Annotated in this window: 17 protein-coding genes and 1 pseudogene; 10 read left to right on the forward strand and 8 right to left on the reverse strand. The window is 72.6% G+C overall.

The genetic code is table 11. From position 1 onward, the window contains the following. Positions 1-464: 464 nt before the first annotated feature. Entirely contained in the window at positions 465-1,757 is a 1,293-nt protein-coding gene (locus LCN96_RS26440) for an alpha/beta hydrolase family protein (protein WP_225275582.1), read from the forward strand. Positions 1,758-1,913: 156 nt separating this feature from the next. On the opposite strand, the gene LCN96_RS26445 is transcribed toward LCN96_RS26440, so the two are convergent. Both LCN96_RS26445 and LCN96_RS26450 read right to left on the reverse strand, forming a co-directional pair. Further along, positions 1,914-2,330 (reverse strand): GNAT family N-acetyltransferase, encoded by a 417-nt coding sequence (locus LCN96_RS26445; RefSeq protein ID WP_225275583.1) that lies wholly within the window; start codon positions 2,328-2,330, stop codon positions 1,914-1,916. 425 nt (positions 2,331-2,755) lie between these two features. After that, positions 2,756-2,932, reverse strand: a pseudogene (locus tag LCN96_RS26450) (IS30 family transposase); the annotation flags it as partial. Between LCN96_RS26450 and LCN96_RS26455 the strand changes: the two are divergent. Together LCN96_RS26455 and LCN96_RS26460 are read left to right on the forward strand one after the other, a co-directional pair. Next, the gene (locus tag LCN96_RS26455) at positions 2,927-3,319 is read left to right on the forward strand and encodes a hypothetical protein (protein WP_225275584.1); all 393 of its coding nucleotides are present in this window, start codon (positions 2,927-2,929) and stop codon (positions 3,317-3,319) included. The pseudogene LCN96_RS26450 and the gene LCN96_RS26455 overlap by 6 nt on opposite strands. 4 nt (positions 3,320-3,323) lie before the next feature. Then, complete coding sequence (locus tag LCN96_RS26460) at positions 3,324-4,283, forward strand: TIGR01777 family oxidoreductase (protein ID WP_225275585.1); 960 nt, start codon at positions 3,324-3,326, stop codon at positions 4,281-4,283. Here the strand turns inward: LCN96_RS26460 and LCN96_RS26465 are convergent. Then, entirely contained in the window at positions 4,251-4,442 is a 192-nt protein-coding gene (locus tag LCN96_RS26465) for a hypothetical protein (protein ID WP_225275586.1), read from the reverse strand. The genes LCN96_RS26460 and LCN96_RS26465 overlap by 33 nt on opposite strands. Before the next feature lie 1,205 nt (positions 4,443-5,647). Here LCN96_RS26465 and LCN96_RS26470 point away from each other — a divergent pair. From LCN96_RS26470 to LCN96_RS26480, 3 genes are all read left to right on the forward strand, one after another. Beyond that, positions 5,648-6,448, forward strand: a complete 801-nt coding sequence (locus tag LCN96_RS26470) for a GAF and ANTAR domain-containing protein (protein WP_225275587.1) — start codon at positions 5,648-5,650, stop codon at positions 6,446-6,448. Between the two features lie 86 nt (positions 6,449-6,534). Beyond that, a complete protein-coding gene (locus LCN96_RS26475; RefSeq protein WP_225275588.1) occupies positions 6,535-6,756 on the forward strand; it encodes a hypothetical protein in 222 nt (73 codons plus the stop codon). A gap of 135 nt (positions 6,757-6,891) precedes the next feature. Next, positions 6,892-7,581 (forward strand): ANTAR domain-containing protein, encoded by a 690-nt coding sequence (locus tag LCN96_RS26480; protein WP_225275589.1) that lies wholly within the window; start codon positions 6,892-6,894, stop codon positions 7,579-7,581. Here LCN96_RS26480 and LCN96_RS26485 read toward each other — a convergent pair. Beyond that, entirely contained in the window at positions 7,494-7,766 is a 273-nt protein-coding gene (locus LCN96_RS26485) for a hypothetical protein (RefSeq protein WP_225275590.1), read from the reverse strand. The two genes, LCN96_RS26480 and LCN96_RS26485, sit on opposite strands and share 88 nt — an antisense overlap. Before the next feature lie 206 nt (positions 7,767-7,972). Next, a complete protein-coding gene (locus LCN96_RS26490) occupies positions 7,973-9,259 on the reverse strand; it encodes a hypothetical protein (RefSeq protein ID WP_225275591.1) in 1,287 nt (428 codons plus the stop codon). 134 nt (positions 9,260-9,393) lie between these two features. On the opposite strand from LCN96_RS26490, the gene LCN96_RS26495 reads away from it, so the two are divergent. The 4 genes from LCN96_RS26495 (at position 9,394) to LCN96_RS26510 (ending at position 12,726) form a co-directional block, all read left to right on the forward strand. Then, on the forward strand, positions 9,394-9,816 hold the full coding sequence (locus LCN96_RS26495; protein ID WP_225275592.1) for a sigma factor: 423 nt from the start codon (positions 9,394-9,396) through the stop codon (positions 9,814-9,816). 45 nt (positions 9,817-9,861) lie between these two features. Further along, entirely contained in the window at positions 9,862-10,116 is a 255-nt protein-coding gene (locus LCN96_RS26500) for a TfoX/Sxy family protein (protein WP_225275593.1), read from the forward strand. Positions 10,117-10,247: 131 nt separating this feature from the next. Beyond that, positions 10,248-11,192 (forward strand): TIGR03086 family metal-binding protein, encoded by a 945-nt coding sequence (locus tag LCN96_RS26505; protein ID WP_225275594.1) that lies wholly within the window; start codon positions 10,248-10,250, stop codon positions 11,190-11,192. A 307-nt stretch (positions 11,193-11,499) separates the two neighbouring features. After that, positions 11,500-12,726 (forward strand): cation:proton antiporter, encoded by a 1,227-nt coding sequence (locus LCN96_RS26510; RefSeq protein ID WP_225275595.1) that lies wholly within the window; start codon positions 11,500-11,502, stop codon positions 12,724-12,726. 264 nt (positions 12,727-12,990) lie between these two features. On the opposite strand, the gene LCN96_RS26515 is transcribed toward LCN96_RS26510, so the two are convergent. From LCN96_RS26515 to LCN96_RS26525, 3 genes are all read right to left on the reverse strand, one after another. Continuing rightward, complete coding sequence (locus LCN96_RS26515) at positions 12,991-14,199, reverse strand: FAD-dependent monooxygenase (RefSeq protein WP_225275596.1); 1,209 nt, start codon at positions 14,197-14,199, stop codon at positions 12,991-12,993. Beyond that, positions 14,196-14,648 (reverse strand): GbsR/MarR family transcriptional regulator, encoded by a 453-nt coding sequence (locus LCN96_RS26520; protein WP_225275597.1) that lies wholly within the window; start codon positions 14,646-14,648, stop codon positions 14,196-14,198. The genes LCN96_RS26515 and LCN96_RS26520 overlap by 4 nt, the downstream gene beginning before the upstream one ends. A gap of 255 nt (positions 14,649-14,903) precedes the next feature. Continuing rightward, positions 14,904-16,256: a TrkH family potassium uptake protein gene (locus LCN96_RS26525; protein WP_225275598.1), complete on the reverse strand. Its 1,353-nt coding sequence runs from the start codon at positions 16,254-16,256 to the stop codon at positions 14,904-14,906. Positions 16,257-16,455: the final 199 nt, after the last annotated feature.

The raw sequence follows: 16,455 nt of genomic DNA on the forward strand, positions 1-16,455 counted from the left end.
GGTCTTGCTCGGTGACCTATCGATCAATCACTCGGGAACGTACGTCCTCCCCGAGCCGATCCACAGGTCCTGAGCATTGCTCTCACTGTGATGGATTGCTCGTATCGGCGGCAGCGGATCACATGGCGGTGTGTTCAGCTGCACGTGGCGGTGTCCTTCACCCGAACGCGCCCTGCGCGCCACCTCGGCCGGGCGAATGTCCGCCGAATCGCCGGACCCTACGACCCCGGTCGCAGACCGGTCGTGAGAGGTCATACCGAGGTCGCGCGCAACTCTCCACATTGAGGCCGTTGTCCGGGCGAGGTCACTCCGCCACGGTGATCACCATGACTGTGACCGTGTTCTTCGGCTTGTCCCTCGTAGAACTCCTGGCCTTGGCGGCAGCCGTCCTGCTCGTGCCGGCCGGCTGGCTGCCGCCCGGCGCGCGCCGACCCGTAACGTGGGCTGGTGCGGCAGTCCTCGCTATGTCCGCGATCGTGCTGGCCGTGCTCGGGATCCGCTGGCAGCTCATACCCGTCCTGACGGGCGGGGCCATCGCGGTGACGTTCGCCGCTCGTCCCCTGCTGAGGCGGCGTGCCGGGCGGCCCGCACGGCGGGCCCGGTGGTGGCCGGCCCTGGCGGGGTCGGCGGCATGCCTGGCGCTGATCCTCGCGGGCGCGGTGGCGGCGTGGGCGCTGCCCCGGCCCGTGTTCCCCGAGCCGGCGGGCGCCTACGCCGTCGGCACCACCGTCGTGCAGTGGACCGATCCCGATCGAGCGGAAACCGCCACGTCCCGGACCGATGACAAGCGGACGGTCGTCGTCCAGCTCTGGTATCCCGCACAGCCCGATCCTGCCGCCCGGCGGGCGTGGTACCTGGGACGTACGGCACAGGAGGCACGGCTCGTGGCCCGCGGCGAGGCCGACTACCTCGGCCTGCCGAGCTTCATCCTGGACGAGGCGGCACGCGCCCACACGCGCTCCGTGCCTGACAGCCCGGTGGCGACGGCAAGCGGCCGTTTCCCCGTGGTCCTGTTCTCGCCCGGGCTCGGAGGCGTGCGCACCCAGAGCACCGCCTGGGCTCAGGAACTGGCCAGCCGCGGCTACGTCGTGGCGGCCCTCGACCACCCGTACGACTCGGCCGTCGTCACCCTCACCGACGGCCGGACGATCCGTACCCGCGTCGCGTCCACCGGCGACCAGGCGGAGGACGACAGGCGCGCGGCCGGATGGACAGCGGTCAGGGCCGCCGACCTCAGCTTCGCGCTCACCCAGCTCGGCCGCCTGGACCGCGGCGAGATCCCGGGCCTCCTGACCGGGCGGCTCGACCTCGGCCGGGCCGCGGCGACCGGCCACTCCCTCGGGGGCGCCGCCGCCCTGCAGACCGCCCGCCAGGACCCCCGGTTCGCAGCCGTCATCGACATCGACGGCTTCCCGCGAGATCCCGCACCGCAACCGTTCGACCAGCCCGTGCTCGCGCTCACCCACGACGTCAAGCCGGGCGAGGAGCCGGACTACATTTCTCGCCTCACGCGGGTGCTCCAGCTCAGCACAGCGACGAGCTACCGGCTCACCGTCCCCGATTCCGCGCACCTCACCTTCACCGACGCTCCGCTCTTCCTGCCGCCGCTGCCCACGCTCGTCGGCTCCCTAGGCCGGACCGCCGGGCCCCGGATCACCGCGGCGGCAACCGTCGCCTTCCTCGACGCCGCACTTCGCGGCGAATCCAGCGACCTGGCCGCAGACCTGTCCAGGTACGGCCACCTGACTGTCCTGTAGGGGGTCGTGGCCGCTCGGTGTCGGGCTCGGGCCTTGCGTCCGGATGGCGGCTCCGAGCCGCCCGTGCCGGTATCGGGGCGAGCGGCCTCTTTCGTTTGCCAGCTCATGCGATGCGGCCCGCGACGAGTGGGTCCGCGACAGGATGAGCGGACGGCGTCAGAGGCCGAACATCGGACGACACGATGCCATCCCGTCGACCCTTACGGGGTGCCGGTCCTGCTGAGCACACTTCTGCCTGGTGAGCTGTAGACGATCGGACATGAGGGCCTCGTCACCGCGGGCGTCCACCGAGACGCCGTCGTGCTCGTAGCCGAGCTTGCGGGACACGCCCTGAGAGGCGTGGTTGTCCTGGAACACCTCGGTACGCGCAGCGCGTGCGTCGAGGTGGTCGAAGGCCAGGGTGAGCAGGCCGACCCGAGCCTCGGTTCCGTAGCCCTTGCCTTGGTGTTCGATGCCCAGCCACGAGGACGTGGTGACCTCCCGGACGACGAGGAAATCGCGTGCTCGAAGCGTGACCATGCCAAGCGGTTGGCCATGGTCGAAGACCCCGAGGCCGAGTTGCCACGCTGCCACGCTGCCACGCTCCATCCTGCGAGCCGGCTCCAGTGTCCTTGGAGCACAGACCGTGCGCGTTCTTCAGGACCGCCGTCGGTCCACGGGGTCAAGAACGGGCGCTCGTCTGCCCGGTGCACGTCTTCGGCTGCCAGATGTGCGAGTGCCGCCAGTTCTTCCTCCCGTGGCAGGCGGAGTTCAAGTCGTGGGGTGAAGATGGTCAGGCCGTATTGCGGCCACAGGTCAGAAAGCACGGGCCGGATCATGACGACTGAGTCGGTGCCAGGCAACTGAATTACGGCCGATACCAGGATGGTCATCGGCATGTCAGTGCCTTGCAGTTGAGCGCGCCCATGCTCCCTTTGAGCCGCAGTGCTGCGAGCTGCGGCCCACCAGGTCGGACGCAGTTGCCAGAAGCTCTGCGAGACACGCTCCGACGGGCTGCCTCAGTCGAGCGTCGCACAAGGTCGGGAGTTCGGCTCGGCAGCGACGGCGTCTCCTTGGGCGCGGGTGTGGACGGACAGGCCGGTGTCCTCGGGGAAGTGCTGGCGCAGCAGGCCGTGGGCGTTCTCGCCGGAGCCGCGCTGCCAGGGCCTGGCCGGGGAGACGGAGAACTCATGGTGTACAACCTGTACCACACGCGGCTGACCGAGCAGGCCGGGCTGCGGGGCGGGCGCGTCGTCTTCGGCCGGGACGGGACGATCGCCCTGGATGAGGCCGGGTTCGGGCCCGGGGTGGCGGTGAGCGGGCGGATCGGGCTCACGTCCGAGGGCGTGGCCGCGGCGGCGCTGACCGTCGCAGCCGGTGGCTCGCCGCAGCGGCTCGCCGCATCGGGTGGAGGTGGCGTGGGAGGCGTTCGGCGGGCGGAACGGCCCGCGTTGTCCGGCACGTTCGACGGAACACCTTTCAAGGACCTCGCGCCCGATGAGCTGGGAAGTTCTCTGGCGGAAGCACCCGCTTTGAACGTGTTCAGTCCGCCGCGCTACGCTCGATCCAGACCTTGGGGGTAGCCGGATGAAAATCGTGATACCCGGAGGAACCGGGCAGGTTGGCACCATCCTCGATCGCACCCTGACAGCCGCGGGCCATGACGTCGTCATCCTGACCAGGCGGCCCGCGCGTGAGGGCCACGTCCACTGGGACGCCGCGACCCTGGGCCCGTGGGTCAAGGAGATCGACGGCTGCGACGTCGTGATCAACCTCGCGGGCCGCAGCGTCAACTGCCGCTACACGCCGGCGAACCTGCGCGCCATGATGGACTCACGGGTTCGCTCCACCCGCGTGGTCGGCCAGGCCGTCGCGGCGGCTGCGTGCCCTCCCCGCGTCTGGCTGCAGATGAGCACGGCCACCGTCTACGCGCACCGTTTCGACGTCCCCCATGACGAGGCGACGGGCGTGATCGGCGGTGGCGAGCCCGGCGTGCCGGGTTACTGGGCCTGCAGCGTGGAGATCGCGCAGGCGTGGGAGCAGGCGCTGGAGGAGGCCGATACGCCGCACACGCGCAAGGTGAGCCTGCGGGCCGCCATGGTGATGAGCCCGGATCGGGGCGGCGTGTTCGAGGTGTTGCTGCGGCTGGTGCGCCTGGGGCTGGGCGGCGCGGTCGGTGGTGGTGCGCAGTACGTGTCGTGGATCCACGATCAGGACTTCGTCCGGGCGGTGGAGTTCCTCATCGGGCGGGAGGACCTCGACGGGCCGGTCAATCTCGCCGCGCCGGCTCCCTTGCCGCAGCGTGTGTTCATGCGGGCGCTGCGGCGCGCGCGGGGAGTTCCGGTCGGGTTGCCCGCCACGAGGTGGATGGCCGAGGTGGGGGCGTTCGTGCTGCGCTCGGACACGGAGCTGCTGCTGAAAAGCCGCAGGGTCGTGCCCGGCCGGCTGCTCGGCGCGGGTTTCACCTTCGGCCACCCGGAGTGGCCAGGGGCGGCCGCCGACCTTGTCCGGCGGTCAGGTCGTGAACAGGAGACGCGGGGCCTGTAGGGCGATGAGGACGCTCAGCGCCCAGCCGCCGTGGAAGATCAGCTGGCTCAGGTCGAGCACCAGCGGCTCGTCCGGCCGGCGGCGCGCCTGGGTGAGGCGGACCTGCAACGGGACCGCGTTGAGCGCGCCGGCCAGGCGCACCAGCGTGACGCCGGGCAAAGCTCACAAGTCAACGTGAGTGGAATCAGGATGCCTCCCCGTCCGGTGCGCTGCCCGTCGTGGGCTCCCGCACAGGAGAGGTGCTCGGCGCCGGGAGAGGGCTTGTGCCCGCGTCGGCTGAGCCATCGGCTCGGAGCCGGTGCCGGACCTGTGCCAGCCGTTCGGCGATGAGGGGAGCGCGGTCCCTGGCCTGCCGGGCACGCTCGGCGGCGGCCCGCGCGTGTTCAGCGGCAACGCCGGCCCGCAGGGCGGCCAGCCGGGCGATCTCTCGGGAGAGCGAAAGCAGCACCGAGGCCGGTTCTGCGGGCTCATCAGCGCTGACAGGGGGCGGATATGGGGCGGTCATGGGGACCACACTCCCGATGCGGGAGTTTCCTCTCGGAGCGATGGCTTGTCGCCACGGCGACATGTCCGGCGAATCGGACCGCCATCACCGGGAGCGTCCCTCTGGCAGTGACCGGGCGCTCACCTCGTTGAGCATCCAGTTCGCCGGAGGCACCGACATGGAACATGCCGTGCCGCCGGCCAGATCGACTAAACACGCAGTCAAAGCGTTGTCGTCTTCACGCTACGCGCTTTTCGGCGGGCGGACGACCCCGCAAGCGTGCTCTTCCGCTCGCCGCAAGGTGTTGATCTTCTGCGGGCATGCCGGCCGCACAAGGAGCGGCTCCCCGCAGTGCTGCGAGGAGCCGTAGGTGGCCTTGATCCGAAAGCGGGTCGCCTGCATGGCCGCTACGGCCGGGCTCGGCGAGGAGATCTCCGCCCGCATCACCGCTGAGCACGACCCCGCCGCACGACGCAGGCCTCGTCGAGATTCGCGCTTCCCGTGTGGGGCCGTCGTCGTGGCACGGCGTCCGCTGCCGAGGAGAGTCCGCTGATCAATGGGCCGCCGCATTCCCTTCGCCACGGGCGCGGCAGGTATCGGTCCCGGAGGGCCTGGGGCCTTCGGACACCTCGGGGTAAAGTCGAGGGCGTAGGCCGGTCGTGACCGGCTGTTCGACCATTTGGGACGGTTCCGGCCGGGAAACCGGACTCCGCCGGTCCGTCGGGTGATGCGCCGGAAAGGCGACGTGTCGCCGGGCCGCACAGAGAAGCCCTTCTCGAAGGGCGGCCCCGGATGCGACCGGGTGCCGCACGGGCGGCGCTAGAGCCCCGAGCACGGGGGCGGCAGCCTGGCTCGCGCCCCCCGTTGAGGAGGCCCCGCTATGGGTCCGACCGACGACCCCGTCCCGAGCTGCGAGCCGGCCCGGACCGGCATCGGCGCCGGCGCCGGGCTGGATGACGGCTTCCTGCAGGAACTCACGGCGGCGCTGCTGGCCACCAGCGGCATCGAGGCGGCCTTGAACGAGATGGCCAACGCCGCGGCGCGCATCACTCCCGGCGCGCCGATGGCCGGGGTGACGCTGCGGCTGGGCGGCCGGGTCCGCACGGTCGCCTCCTCCGAGGTGACCGCGTTGCTGGTCGATGAGCTCCAGTACGACAACGGCACCGACGGCGGCCCGTGCCTGGAGGCCATCGACACCGGCCTGGTGGTACAGGTGGACGATCTGGCCACCGAACACCGCTGGGGCGAGTACTCCGCCCTGCTGCTGGCCCACGGGCTGCGCAGCATCTACTCCCACCCGCTGCGGGCCGGTGAGCAGGTGATCGGGGCGCTGAACATGTACGCCCCCACCACGGCCGAGACCGCGTTCGGCCCGGCCGCCCGCCGGGCCATCGCCCGCGCGGCCGAGCACACCGGGCTGCTGCTGCACGCGGTGCTGCAGGCGGCCCGGCACGCGGAGATCACCGCCCAGCTGCGCGAGGCACTGGCCCAGCGTGCGCTCATCGATCAGGCCATCGGCATCCTCATGGGCCAGCGCCGCTGCACCGCCGATCAGGCGTTCGCCCTCCTGCGGCGCGCCGGCCAGAGCGGCAATCGCTCCCTGCGGGAGGTCGCCGCCGACATCATCGCCGCCTTCACCGGTGGGCGGTCGGAGCCGCCCCCTTTCACCGATCCACCCTGACCGGCCCAGGGCCGGGGTCGGGGGCGGGGTACGGGCCGGTCGCGCAGGCCGCCGGGAACGGGAAGGACACGCCAGGCACCGCTGCCATGAACGGGGCCGGGGATCGGCTGGAACGCTCGCGTGAGCGGGCGGTCCGCGCGCGGGCCCGGCTGGTCGGAGCGCGGGAGCGGCTGGACGAGGCCCTCGCCCGCGGGCAGCGCGCCGACCAGCGGCTGAGAGAGATCCAAGCCGAGCTGGCGCGCCGGTGGATCGACGCCCCTCCTCCGGCCGGCGATGGCGCGCGGGCGGAGGGCCGGCCCGGTCCATGACCACGGCAGACACTTCGCTGCTTTTCGCTCCCGGGCTGCTCCCTTAGGGTGAGATTCGCCCGGCGACGGCAGCGCGAGCGACGGCGCGTCCGTCGCGTCGCGCGTGACAGACGTCACCCGGTCTGGAGGTGTCGATTGCTGCACGAACACGAGATCCGGACAGCCGCGGCGCTGCTGGCCGCGCTGGCTCCCCCTGACGGCGACCACCCGTTGAGCCGTCAGGCTCTTCAGCTGGCCGACCACCTGCGCTCTGTCGCAGCGCATGCCGCCCACCTGCCCAGCCCTCCTGCGGATGCCTCCGTCCCGGACGGCGTGCTGACCGGCCCGGCCTGCACCGACCTGGCCCGGCGAGCAGCCGCGCGGGCGGCGCTGGCCGCGCAGATGCGCGAGCGCGCCGCCGAGAACGCCCGGCGCGCCGCGAGCGCCCTGGCCACCCTGCGCGCCCGGCAGACATCCCTGGTCGCGCGGGGCTGGCTGCCCGGCACCGACGGCGCCGTCCTGGATCGATCCGAGGCGGCCCGGTGGCGGTACGACGCCCGCCAGCACACCCTCATCAACCGTGCGGTAGGCATCCTCATGGCCCAGCACCGCTGCACCACCGCGCGCGCTCTGCAGACCCTGCATGCCAGGGCGCGCCGGCAGGGCTGTGACCTGGCCCAGGCCGCAGCGGAGCTGATCAGCTCGGTCAGCGGCGAGCCGCCCCCTTCCCCGGCAGGCGCGACCGACTCCCGGACGGCTCACACCGGCTCCGGCCCCTCGGCCACCCGCGGACCGCCGGGCCGGTCGGCCGGGTCGTCCAGGACGAGGTGGTCGGCGCGGGCCTGAGCTCGGCCGATCTGCTCCTCCAGCTCACACATCCGGTCGCGGAGTGCGCGCATGGCCCCGATCAGGGCGGCGGTCTCCCGCCGTGTCTCGTTGAGCCGTCGCCGGCGATCCCGGGCCTGGTCGCGCCAGTAGCGGGCGGACATCGCGAGCAAGTCGGGATGGCGCAGGAGCTGATCATCATCCATCGGGGCTCCCTGCGAGGGTGTGACTCGATGGTCTCACGGTCTCACCGCAGTGGTACTTCCGCTGGGCGGCGGCCGGATCCCGCCGCATCGCCGAGGCCGAAGCGCGCACTTCCCGAGGGCAGGAAGTGGTCGAGGACGTCATCGACACCGCCGTGGCGGGACAGGGCATGGCCGCAGACGGCGTGGCAGGAGCAGGCGGGCTGACCTCAGGGTGAAGGAGCCGCGTGATCGCGCGCGTGCGAGCGGAACACGCCGTAACCGGTCATGGCCACGTCGATCGAGAGCCCTGCCACGACGGCGGCGCCGGCGACGGCCGGACCGGGCATGGCGGTGCTCGCCAGCGCTGCGGCACAGACGAGCAGGGCGACGCCATGGGCCAGGCTCGCCGCCGTCAGCCAGCCGGTGGCGACGGCCGCCATGACGGCGCCGCGCAGGTAGCCGCGTACCAGCCACAACGCGGGAACGGGGGCCAGCAGCCACGACCAGGCCAGGGCGAACGACGTCAGCTCGGCCGGCACGGCCAGCAGGCCGTGCAGGTAGACGCCGGCCGGCCCGGTCGCCAGCACCAGCACGAACACGCAGGTGAACGCGACGCCCAGCCGGACCGTCACCCGCCGGGGCGCGGTGCCGCGCGGCTGCCTGCGCAGGGCGCCGGCGGCCACGGACTCCCAGTCGCTGGTGGGGGAGGCGAAGAGCATCGCCAGCTCGTACAGCGCGGGCCAGACCACCAGGGAGGCCGCCGAGCGGGCCGAGTGCGCGACGGCGATCGTGGTGACGAGCATCGGGGCCATGACGAGCAGCCGCGCCGCCGACACGTCGGCGTGGCGGCGGATCAGCTCACGGTACGGGCTCGGTGCGGGTGGCGGCTCGAAGGGCAGGCTTCGGGCGGCCACGGCCAGGTAGGCGGCCTCGGTGAAGGCGCCGGCCGACAGCGCCAGCCCGGCGACCAGCGCGCCGTGGGCGGGCCAGAGCGCCGTACCCGCCCAGGCCAGGGCGAGGGTGCCGAGGAGGCGCAGGACGGTGGCCGGGGCGATCGGCCGGGTCCGCCCGGTGACGATCAACCGCCCGTGCAGGTAGCGGCGCAGGGCCACACCGAGCGCGTTGGGGGTGAGGCCGAGCAGTCCGGCGCGGATGTGGCCGAGCAGGGCGGCGTCGGCGTCGAAGGCCAGCCGCACGAGTGTGACCAGCGGCGGCACGGTGGCCAGCGCGGCCAGCACCAGGGCGGCCGCCAGTCCGGTCAGCAGCGCGTGGCGGCGCAGCCGTCGCCAGGAATGGCGGCCGTGCGCGGTGACGGCGAGCGGCGTGACGGCCAGCCCGGGGGAGTTGACCACGACCAGGATCGCGACGCAGACGCCCATCGCCGCCAGCACCAGCGGGCCACCGGCCGAGCGGGCCGCGGCGGCGTAGACGACGGGGATCTCCAGCACCAGCATCGACGCGCCCAGCGCTGTCGGCCACCAGAGGGCCAGCAACCCGCGCTCGGCCGAGGCCATCGCATCACGTCCTCTCCCTCCATCGTGGACTCCCCGTGTTCGGGCTGGATAGGCGTGCGGGCCCTGGCCGCGGCGCTCCACGACGAGCCCGCCGGCGGGCCTTCCTGTCGGACCCGGCCGCTAGGCTCACCGGCGTGAGCACGGTCGAGGACACCGACGTGGAGCAGGCCCGGCTGCCGGCCGCCGCGCGAGGCGGTGCGCACGCCGCCTTCGACGCCCTGGTCGCGCCGCACCGGCGGGCGCTGCACCTGCACTGCTACCGGATGCTCGGCTCGCTGGACCAGGCCGAGGACGCGGTGCAGGAGACGCTGCTGCGGGCCTGGCGCGGGCTGGGCGGCTACGAGGGCCGGGCGCCGCTGCACCACTGGCTGCACAGGATCGCGACCATGGCCTGCCTGCGAGCCGTCGAGCGCCGTGATCGGCTGCCCGCCGTGCACGCCCACCTGCAGCCCTACCCTGACACGCTGCTCGATCCCGCGCTGGTGGCCGAGCGGCGCGAGGAGGTGGCGCTGGCCCATGACCCCGCAGGGGGTGGCGGGGATCGTCGGATTCCCTGACCGGGAGCTGTTCGGCTGGTTCGATCTGCCAGGGGAGGGCGGAGCGTGACGAGGTTACGCGACCTGCGCAATCTGGGGCCCAGGAGCGAGGAGTGGCTCGCGCTGGTCGACGTGCGCGAGCCCGGGCGACTCGCCGAGCTCGGCGCCGTCGAGGTCTTCCGGCGGCTGCGGGACGCGGCCGTCCCCGGGCTGTCGCTGAACGCGCTGTGGGCGATGGAAGGCGCCCTCACCGACACCGACTGGCGCAACCTTCCGCCGGGCCGCAAGGAGGAACTGCTGGCCGAGCTCGCAGAGGGCTAGCCGGCTCATCGCTTCATGTCTCATTCCGCGCGCCCGATGCGGTAATCCGCCGGACGGCGATGAGCGGGCGCGTCGAGCCGGATCTGTCGGGGTGAAGGGTCGCGCCGCGACCCCGCATCAGGGAGAGCCTCATGGATCCTCGCACCGTCGTCGAGCCCTACTACCGCGCCTGGCAGGAGCAGGCGGGCGACATGAGCCGGGTGCCGCTGGCCGACGACTTCACCTTCACCGGCCCCGTCGCCGGTTTCACCGACAGCGCCGGCTACCGCGCCATGGCCCGCCAGGCCGGCGCGGCGGTCCGCGGTTTCCGGGTCCGCCACCAGTTCACTGACGGTGACCTCGTCTGCTCCGTCATCGACTGGGAGATGGACCCGCTGCCCGGCAGCCTGACCGCCGCCGAGCTGCTGCGCGTCCGCGACGGCCGGATCGTCTCCGGTGAGCTGATCTACGACGCGGAGGACCTGCGCCGCGCGATGAGCGCGACTCAGCGGCCGGACGTCACGGCCCTGCTCGAACGCAGTCACACACACGTGGCCCACGTCCTGGGCCAGGTCGGCCCGCAGGGCTGGGCGGCGGTCGGCCCGTGCGCGAAATGGACCGTCCGCCAGACGGCCGACCACCTGGCCGGCGCCCTGCTGCTGCTCGCCCGCATCGCCGAGGGCGACCAGGTGGACCCGGCCGAGCTCGACGCCCAGCGCCAGGCCGACACCGACCACCTCGGCACCGACCCCGCCGCCGCCTTCCGCGCGATCGCCGCCCGTTCGGTGGCGGCCTTCGCCGAGCCCGGCACCCTGGAAAGGCCGTACGCGTTCATGGGTGCCACCGTGCCCGGCGCCGTGCTGGCCTCCATCAGCCTGCACGAGTCGCTGGTCCACGGCTGGGACATCGCCACCGGCGCCCATCTGCCCTACCCCGCCGACGACGACCTCGTCCAGGCGGTGTGGCAGTACGCCGAGACCGGCGTCGGTGACGACCAGCGCCGCGCCGGACACTTCGCCGACGCGATCCCCGTGCTTTCCACCGCCCCGCTGCTGGTCCGGCTGCCGGCGCACCTGGGACGGCACGTCCAGCGATGAACCGGCCGATCGCCGCCCGCACTCGCGGGCGGCGATCGCGCGGCCGTCAGTACCGCGGCCGTCAGCGTCTGCGGGGCGCCGGTGCAGGAGCTGCCGAGGCCGACATGGATCGGCGGGTCGCCATCGCCGAGGAAGGCGGGACGGCCTGCCTGGCCCGGCAGTGAGGCGCCCGTCAAGGACGCGTCTGTCGTCGAGACAGGGCCCCTGTTAGGGTGGGTGCGGAGCGCCGGGAAGTCTGGTCGGCAAGATCGTGCACATTGATTCGACCGGAAGGCCGTTCCATGACGACCCCCGCGCGGCGCCCCTGATGGGCGTGCTGCTGACCGCGTTCGCGTGCGTGCTCCTGCTGGCCGTCCTGCTGTCCGGCCTGGCCCACCGCACCATCCTGTCCACCGCCGCGCTGTTCCTGGTGGCCGGGTTCGTGCTGGGCGACGGCGTGCTCGGCGTCGTCTCGCTCAAGCCCGGTGACGACCTGGTGGCCACGCTGGCGGAGCTGGCGTTGTTCACCGTGCTGTTCACCGATGGCATGCGGGTCGGCTGGGCCGAGCTGCGCAGTGCCTGGCGGCTGCCCGGCCGGGCGCTCGGCTGGGGCCTGCCGCTGACCCTGGTCATCACCGCCCTCGGGGCGCACTACCTGCTCGGGCTGGGCTGGATCGAGGCGCTGCTGATCGGCGCCATCCTCGCGCCCACCGACCCGGTGTTCGCCGCCGCGCTGGTCGGCAACGAGAAGGTGCCGCCCCGGCTGCGGCAACTGCTCAACGTCGAATCCGGCGTCAACGACGGCCTGGCGCTGCCGTTCGTCATCCTCTTCCTCGCCGTCGCGGCCGGATCCGACGACCTGCACCTGGGCGAGCTGGGCCTGGAGCTGGGGCTCGGCATCGTCATCGGGGTCGCCATCCCGTGGGTGGCGATCAAGCTGGAGCAGACCCGCTGGTTCGCCGCCTCCACCCCGTACGAGCCGCTCAACGCGCTGGCCATCGGCCTGCTCGTGCTGGCCGTCGGCAAGGCCACGCACGGCAACCTGTTCCTGGCCGCGTTCTCCGCCGGCATCACGGTGGCCACCTTCGGGCCGCGGCAGCGCGAGTCGTTCGAGCACTTCGGCGAGCTGATCGCCGAGGTGTTCAAGCTCGCGGCGCTGCTGGTGTTCGGCGCGCTCATCACCCCGGCCCTGCTCGGCTCGGTCGGCTGGCAGGGGTGGCTGTTCGCGGTGCTCGCGCTGATCGTGGCCCGGCCCGTGGCGATCTGGCTGTCGTTCCTGCGCTCGGGGCTGAGCGTGCGCGAGCAGGCGGCGGTGGCCTGGTTCGGGCCGAAGGGGTTCGCCTCGGTGGTGTACGGGCTGCTGGTGCTGGGGTCCGGGATCGCCGCCGCCGTTCCGGTGTTCCAGATCGTCGCGGTGACCATCGTGCTGTCGATCCTGCTGCACTCCTCCACCGACATCGTGGTGGCCCGCTGGTTCGACGACGAGCGGGAGGTTCCGGCCTGGTACGGCACCGTCACCCGCAAGATCCGCCGCCGGGAACGCCCCTTGCAGTGACGAGCGGAGGCGCCATGGCGTCCACTTGCCCCTGCACCCCGTGGCGAGCCTGCCGGCGGGGCCGGTGGAGTATCGCCTGGAGGGAGACGGCGTCAGGACGGTCGTGGTGGTGCCGGAAGCCGAGCTGGCGGATCTCCGCGTTGCCGCGAGAATCGTTGAGCTCCTCGCGGCAAGGTGAGGGGTGGCGACCACAGCGGCGGTGGCCTCTTCGATCCGCCGGCCACGGGCCCGGCGGCAGCTGATGCAGTGGCGAGGCTGTCCAGGTCAGGCGAGGGTGGTCGGCTCCGGCAGGCGCGGTGGCCGCCATCGCCAGGTGGCGTTGCCGTCGGCCGTGATGCCCTTGCGCCACAGTGGTGCGGGCATGAGCCGGATCATGGTGACCAGGGCTCGGTGCGCCGCCGCGGAGGTGGTGCGGTGCCCGTCCGCGCGGGCGCCGCGAGCGGTGGCCTGGGTGCGGGGCCGGCGCTCGGCGTCGTAGCGGCCCAGCGCGGCCTCGATGCCGGGCCCGGCGTGGAGGGCGGCGGCCAGCACGACCGCGTCCTCGATGGACTGGCCGGCCCCCTGGCCGCGGTCGGGGCTCATCGCGTGGGCGGCGTCGCCCAGCAGCGCCACCCGGCCACGGACGTACGTGGGCAGCGGGTCCAGGTCCCGGATGTCGATGTGGATCACGGCCTGGGCCGGGGTGGCCGCGACCAGGTCGGGGATCGGGCGGTGCCAGGCCGCCACGCGGCCGGCCACCTCGGCCTTCTCCCGCTCGTAGCGCAGGTCCGGCCGGTCGGCGGGGGTGACGAAGGCCCAGTAGGCGCGGCCGCGGCTGACCGGGTGGATGAGGAAGTAGCTGCCCGGGCCCATGGTGACGCTGCCGTCCAGCCCGCCGGGCGGCGTCGGGTGGTCGCCGGGTGAGGTCGCGGAGCCGCCGGGAACCGCGCTGACGTCCGTGACGCCGAGCCAGGCGGTGCGGCCCAGGAAGCGCGGCGGTGGCGCGTCCGGCCACAAGGCGCGACGCACGGCGCTGCGGATGCCGTCCGCGCCGATCACCAGGTCCGCGCTCGCCTCGCCGCCGTCCCAGGTGACCGTCACGCCGCGGTCGTCCTGGCGCAGGCCGGTGACCTCCGTGCCGGTGCGGACCCAGCCGGTGGGCACCGCCTGCAGCAGCAGCCCGTGCAGGTCGGCGCGGTGGAAGGCGAGCATCGGCGTCGGGTCGCCCCGGCGGGCGCGCTGCAGGTAGCGGCCGTCGGGCAGGCGCAGGTTGCCGGCCGAGTAGGAGGGCACCCCCGTGGCGCGCGCCTGCTCGCCGACGCCGAGTTCGTCCAGGGCCCGCAACGCGTTGGGGGCCTGCGACATGCCGGCGCCGATCTCACCCAGCGCGGGGGCGCGTTCCAGTACGGTGGCCCGCCAGCCGATCCGCCGCAGGGCGACGGCCGTGGCCAGGCCGCCGATGCCGGCGCCGACCACGATCGCGTGCCCGGTCATGCGTCCTGCCCGGGAAGGGGCGTGGTCTGGAACATCTTGGCCATCCATTCGAAGGTGGTGTGCGCCTGGCGGATGCGCTCGGCGCGCTCGTCGTCCGGCCCGACCAGCTCCAGGCCGTCGCGGGTGATGTCGAGGAAGGAGGTGAGGCCGGCGATCTGCTTGCGGACCACGACCACCCAGGCGTCCTCGGCCATCCGGTAGTAGACGGTGCGCTCGCCCGGCCGGGTGCGCCAGGTCAGGAACCCCATGCCGGACAGCAGCCGCAGGTTCGAGGTCAGCGAAGCGCGGCTGGCGCCGATCGCCTCGCTGATCTGCCCGGCCGACTGCTCCGGCGGGTCGCACACCATCAGCCAGCCCAGCACCCGCCCGGCGATCGGCGGCACCCCGTCTCGGGCCAGGTACATGGCCACCCGCTCGACCCATTCCAGCAGCGGATCCTGCTCGCTCACACCCACTCCTGTTGCAGTTGTTTCAGTACAAGCTGAAATAACTGTATCGCGTTCAGGGGTGAGCCGGGAAGTCCGGTCGGCCCGCGTCGCCGGTCGGCGCGGAGAGGTGGAGGACTTCAGTCAAGGAATCCGGTGACCACCACCGCCACCCAGGCAGTGACCGTCACGCGGACACCGTCCGGTCCAGCGGCGCCTGCAGCGTCACGGTGCCGAGTGGCCTGGGAAGGCGTGGACCTCGCCGCAGAGGGCCCCGCGTCAGCCGAGGATCACCTTTTCCTCCGGCAGTTCGTAGCGGCGGGTGCGCTGTTTCAGCGCGAGCGCCGAGCCCAGGGTGAGCGGGCCGATGCGGCCGATGAACATCAGCACGCTGAGCAGCACGTGCCCGGCCAGCGAGGTGTGGGCGGTGATGCCGGTGGACAGGCCGTTGGTGGCGAAGGCGGAGATGGCCTCGAACAGCACCTGGTCGAGGCTGTGCGGAGTGATGATGAGCAACAGCCAGGTGGAGATCGTGACCAGCATGACGCCGAGCAGGCCGATGGACAGCGCCTGCCGCTGCGTCGCGGAGGGCAGCCGCCGATGGCCGATGTTGACCTGATGCTCGCCGCGCAGTTCGGACCAGATGATGAAGAGCAGGAAGCCGAACGTGGTGACCTTGATGCCGCCCGCGGTGCCGGCGCTGCCTCCGCCGATGAACATCAGGACGTCCGTGACGAGCCAGGAGGAGGGGTACATCTGGCCGATGTCGAGGGTGTTGAAGCCGCCGGAGCGCGGCATGACGGCGGTGAAGAAGGCGGCCAGCAACTTGCCGGAGTCGTCCAGGGGGCCCATCGTGGCGGGATTGCGCCACTCGGTCATCAGGAACGCGAGGGTGCCGGCGCCGAGAAGCAGCGTGCTCGCGCCGACGGTGATGCGGGTCAGTACGGACCAGCGCCGCGGGTGCCGCCAGGTGCGCAGCAGTTCGAAGACGACCGGGTAGCCGAGACCGCCGACGATGACGGCCAGGGCGATGGTCAGGCAGATCCACGGGTCGGTGACGAAGCGCATCAGGTTGTCCGGCCAGAGCGCGAAGCCGGCGTTGTTGAACGCCGACACCCCATGGAAGACGCCCAGGTAGACGGCCCGGCCCAGCGGCTCGCCGTACCCGGTGACGAACCGTACGGCGAGGACGGCGGCGATGGCCGCCTCGCAGATCAGGCTGAAGGTCACCACCTTGCGCAGCACGTGCCGCAGATCCGCCGCGACCACCGACTTGGTCTCCAGCTGGGCGGACAGCCTGGCGCGCAGGCCGACCCGGCCGGAGACGATGACCATGATCAGTGTGGCGAGCGTCATGATGCCCAGCCCGCCGGCCTGGATGAGCAGGACGATCACCACCTCACCGAACACCGACCAGTGCGTCTCGGTGTCGACCACGACCAGGCCGGTCACGCAGACGGCGGAGGTGGCGGTGAACAGAGCCGTGAGCCAGTGGGAGCTGTCCCCTGCGGTCGTGGCCAGCGGGGTGCCGAGCAGAAGTGTCCCGATGAGCACTGCCGAGCCGAACCCGGCCGCGATGACCACGGCCGGATGCCGGCCGCGACCCGGCACAGCCGGGTGGCGCCGCATCATGAGATCACCCGGCGCTGCGGGTCGCCGGACACGCTGACAACGCCGTCATCCATCATCGCGGAGCCTCCGTTCGGTCGCGCGGCCATAGACATCGCCGACCAGACTTCCCGGCACTCCGGGCCATACCGTAGCGCAGCGCGGGCGCGACCAGAACAAGCCGGCCGGCGCCGGGGCCATCCAAGGAGCATGTGCTTGCGCG

The sequence above is a fragment of the Nonomuraea gerenzanensis genome, from assembly GCF_020215645.1.
Lineage (GTDB): Bacteria > Actinomycetota > Actinomycetes > Streptosporangiales > Streptosporangiaceae > Nonomuraea > Nonomuraea gerenzanensis.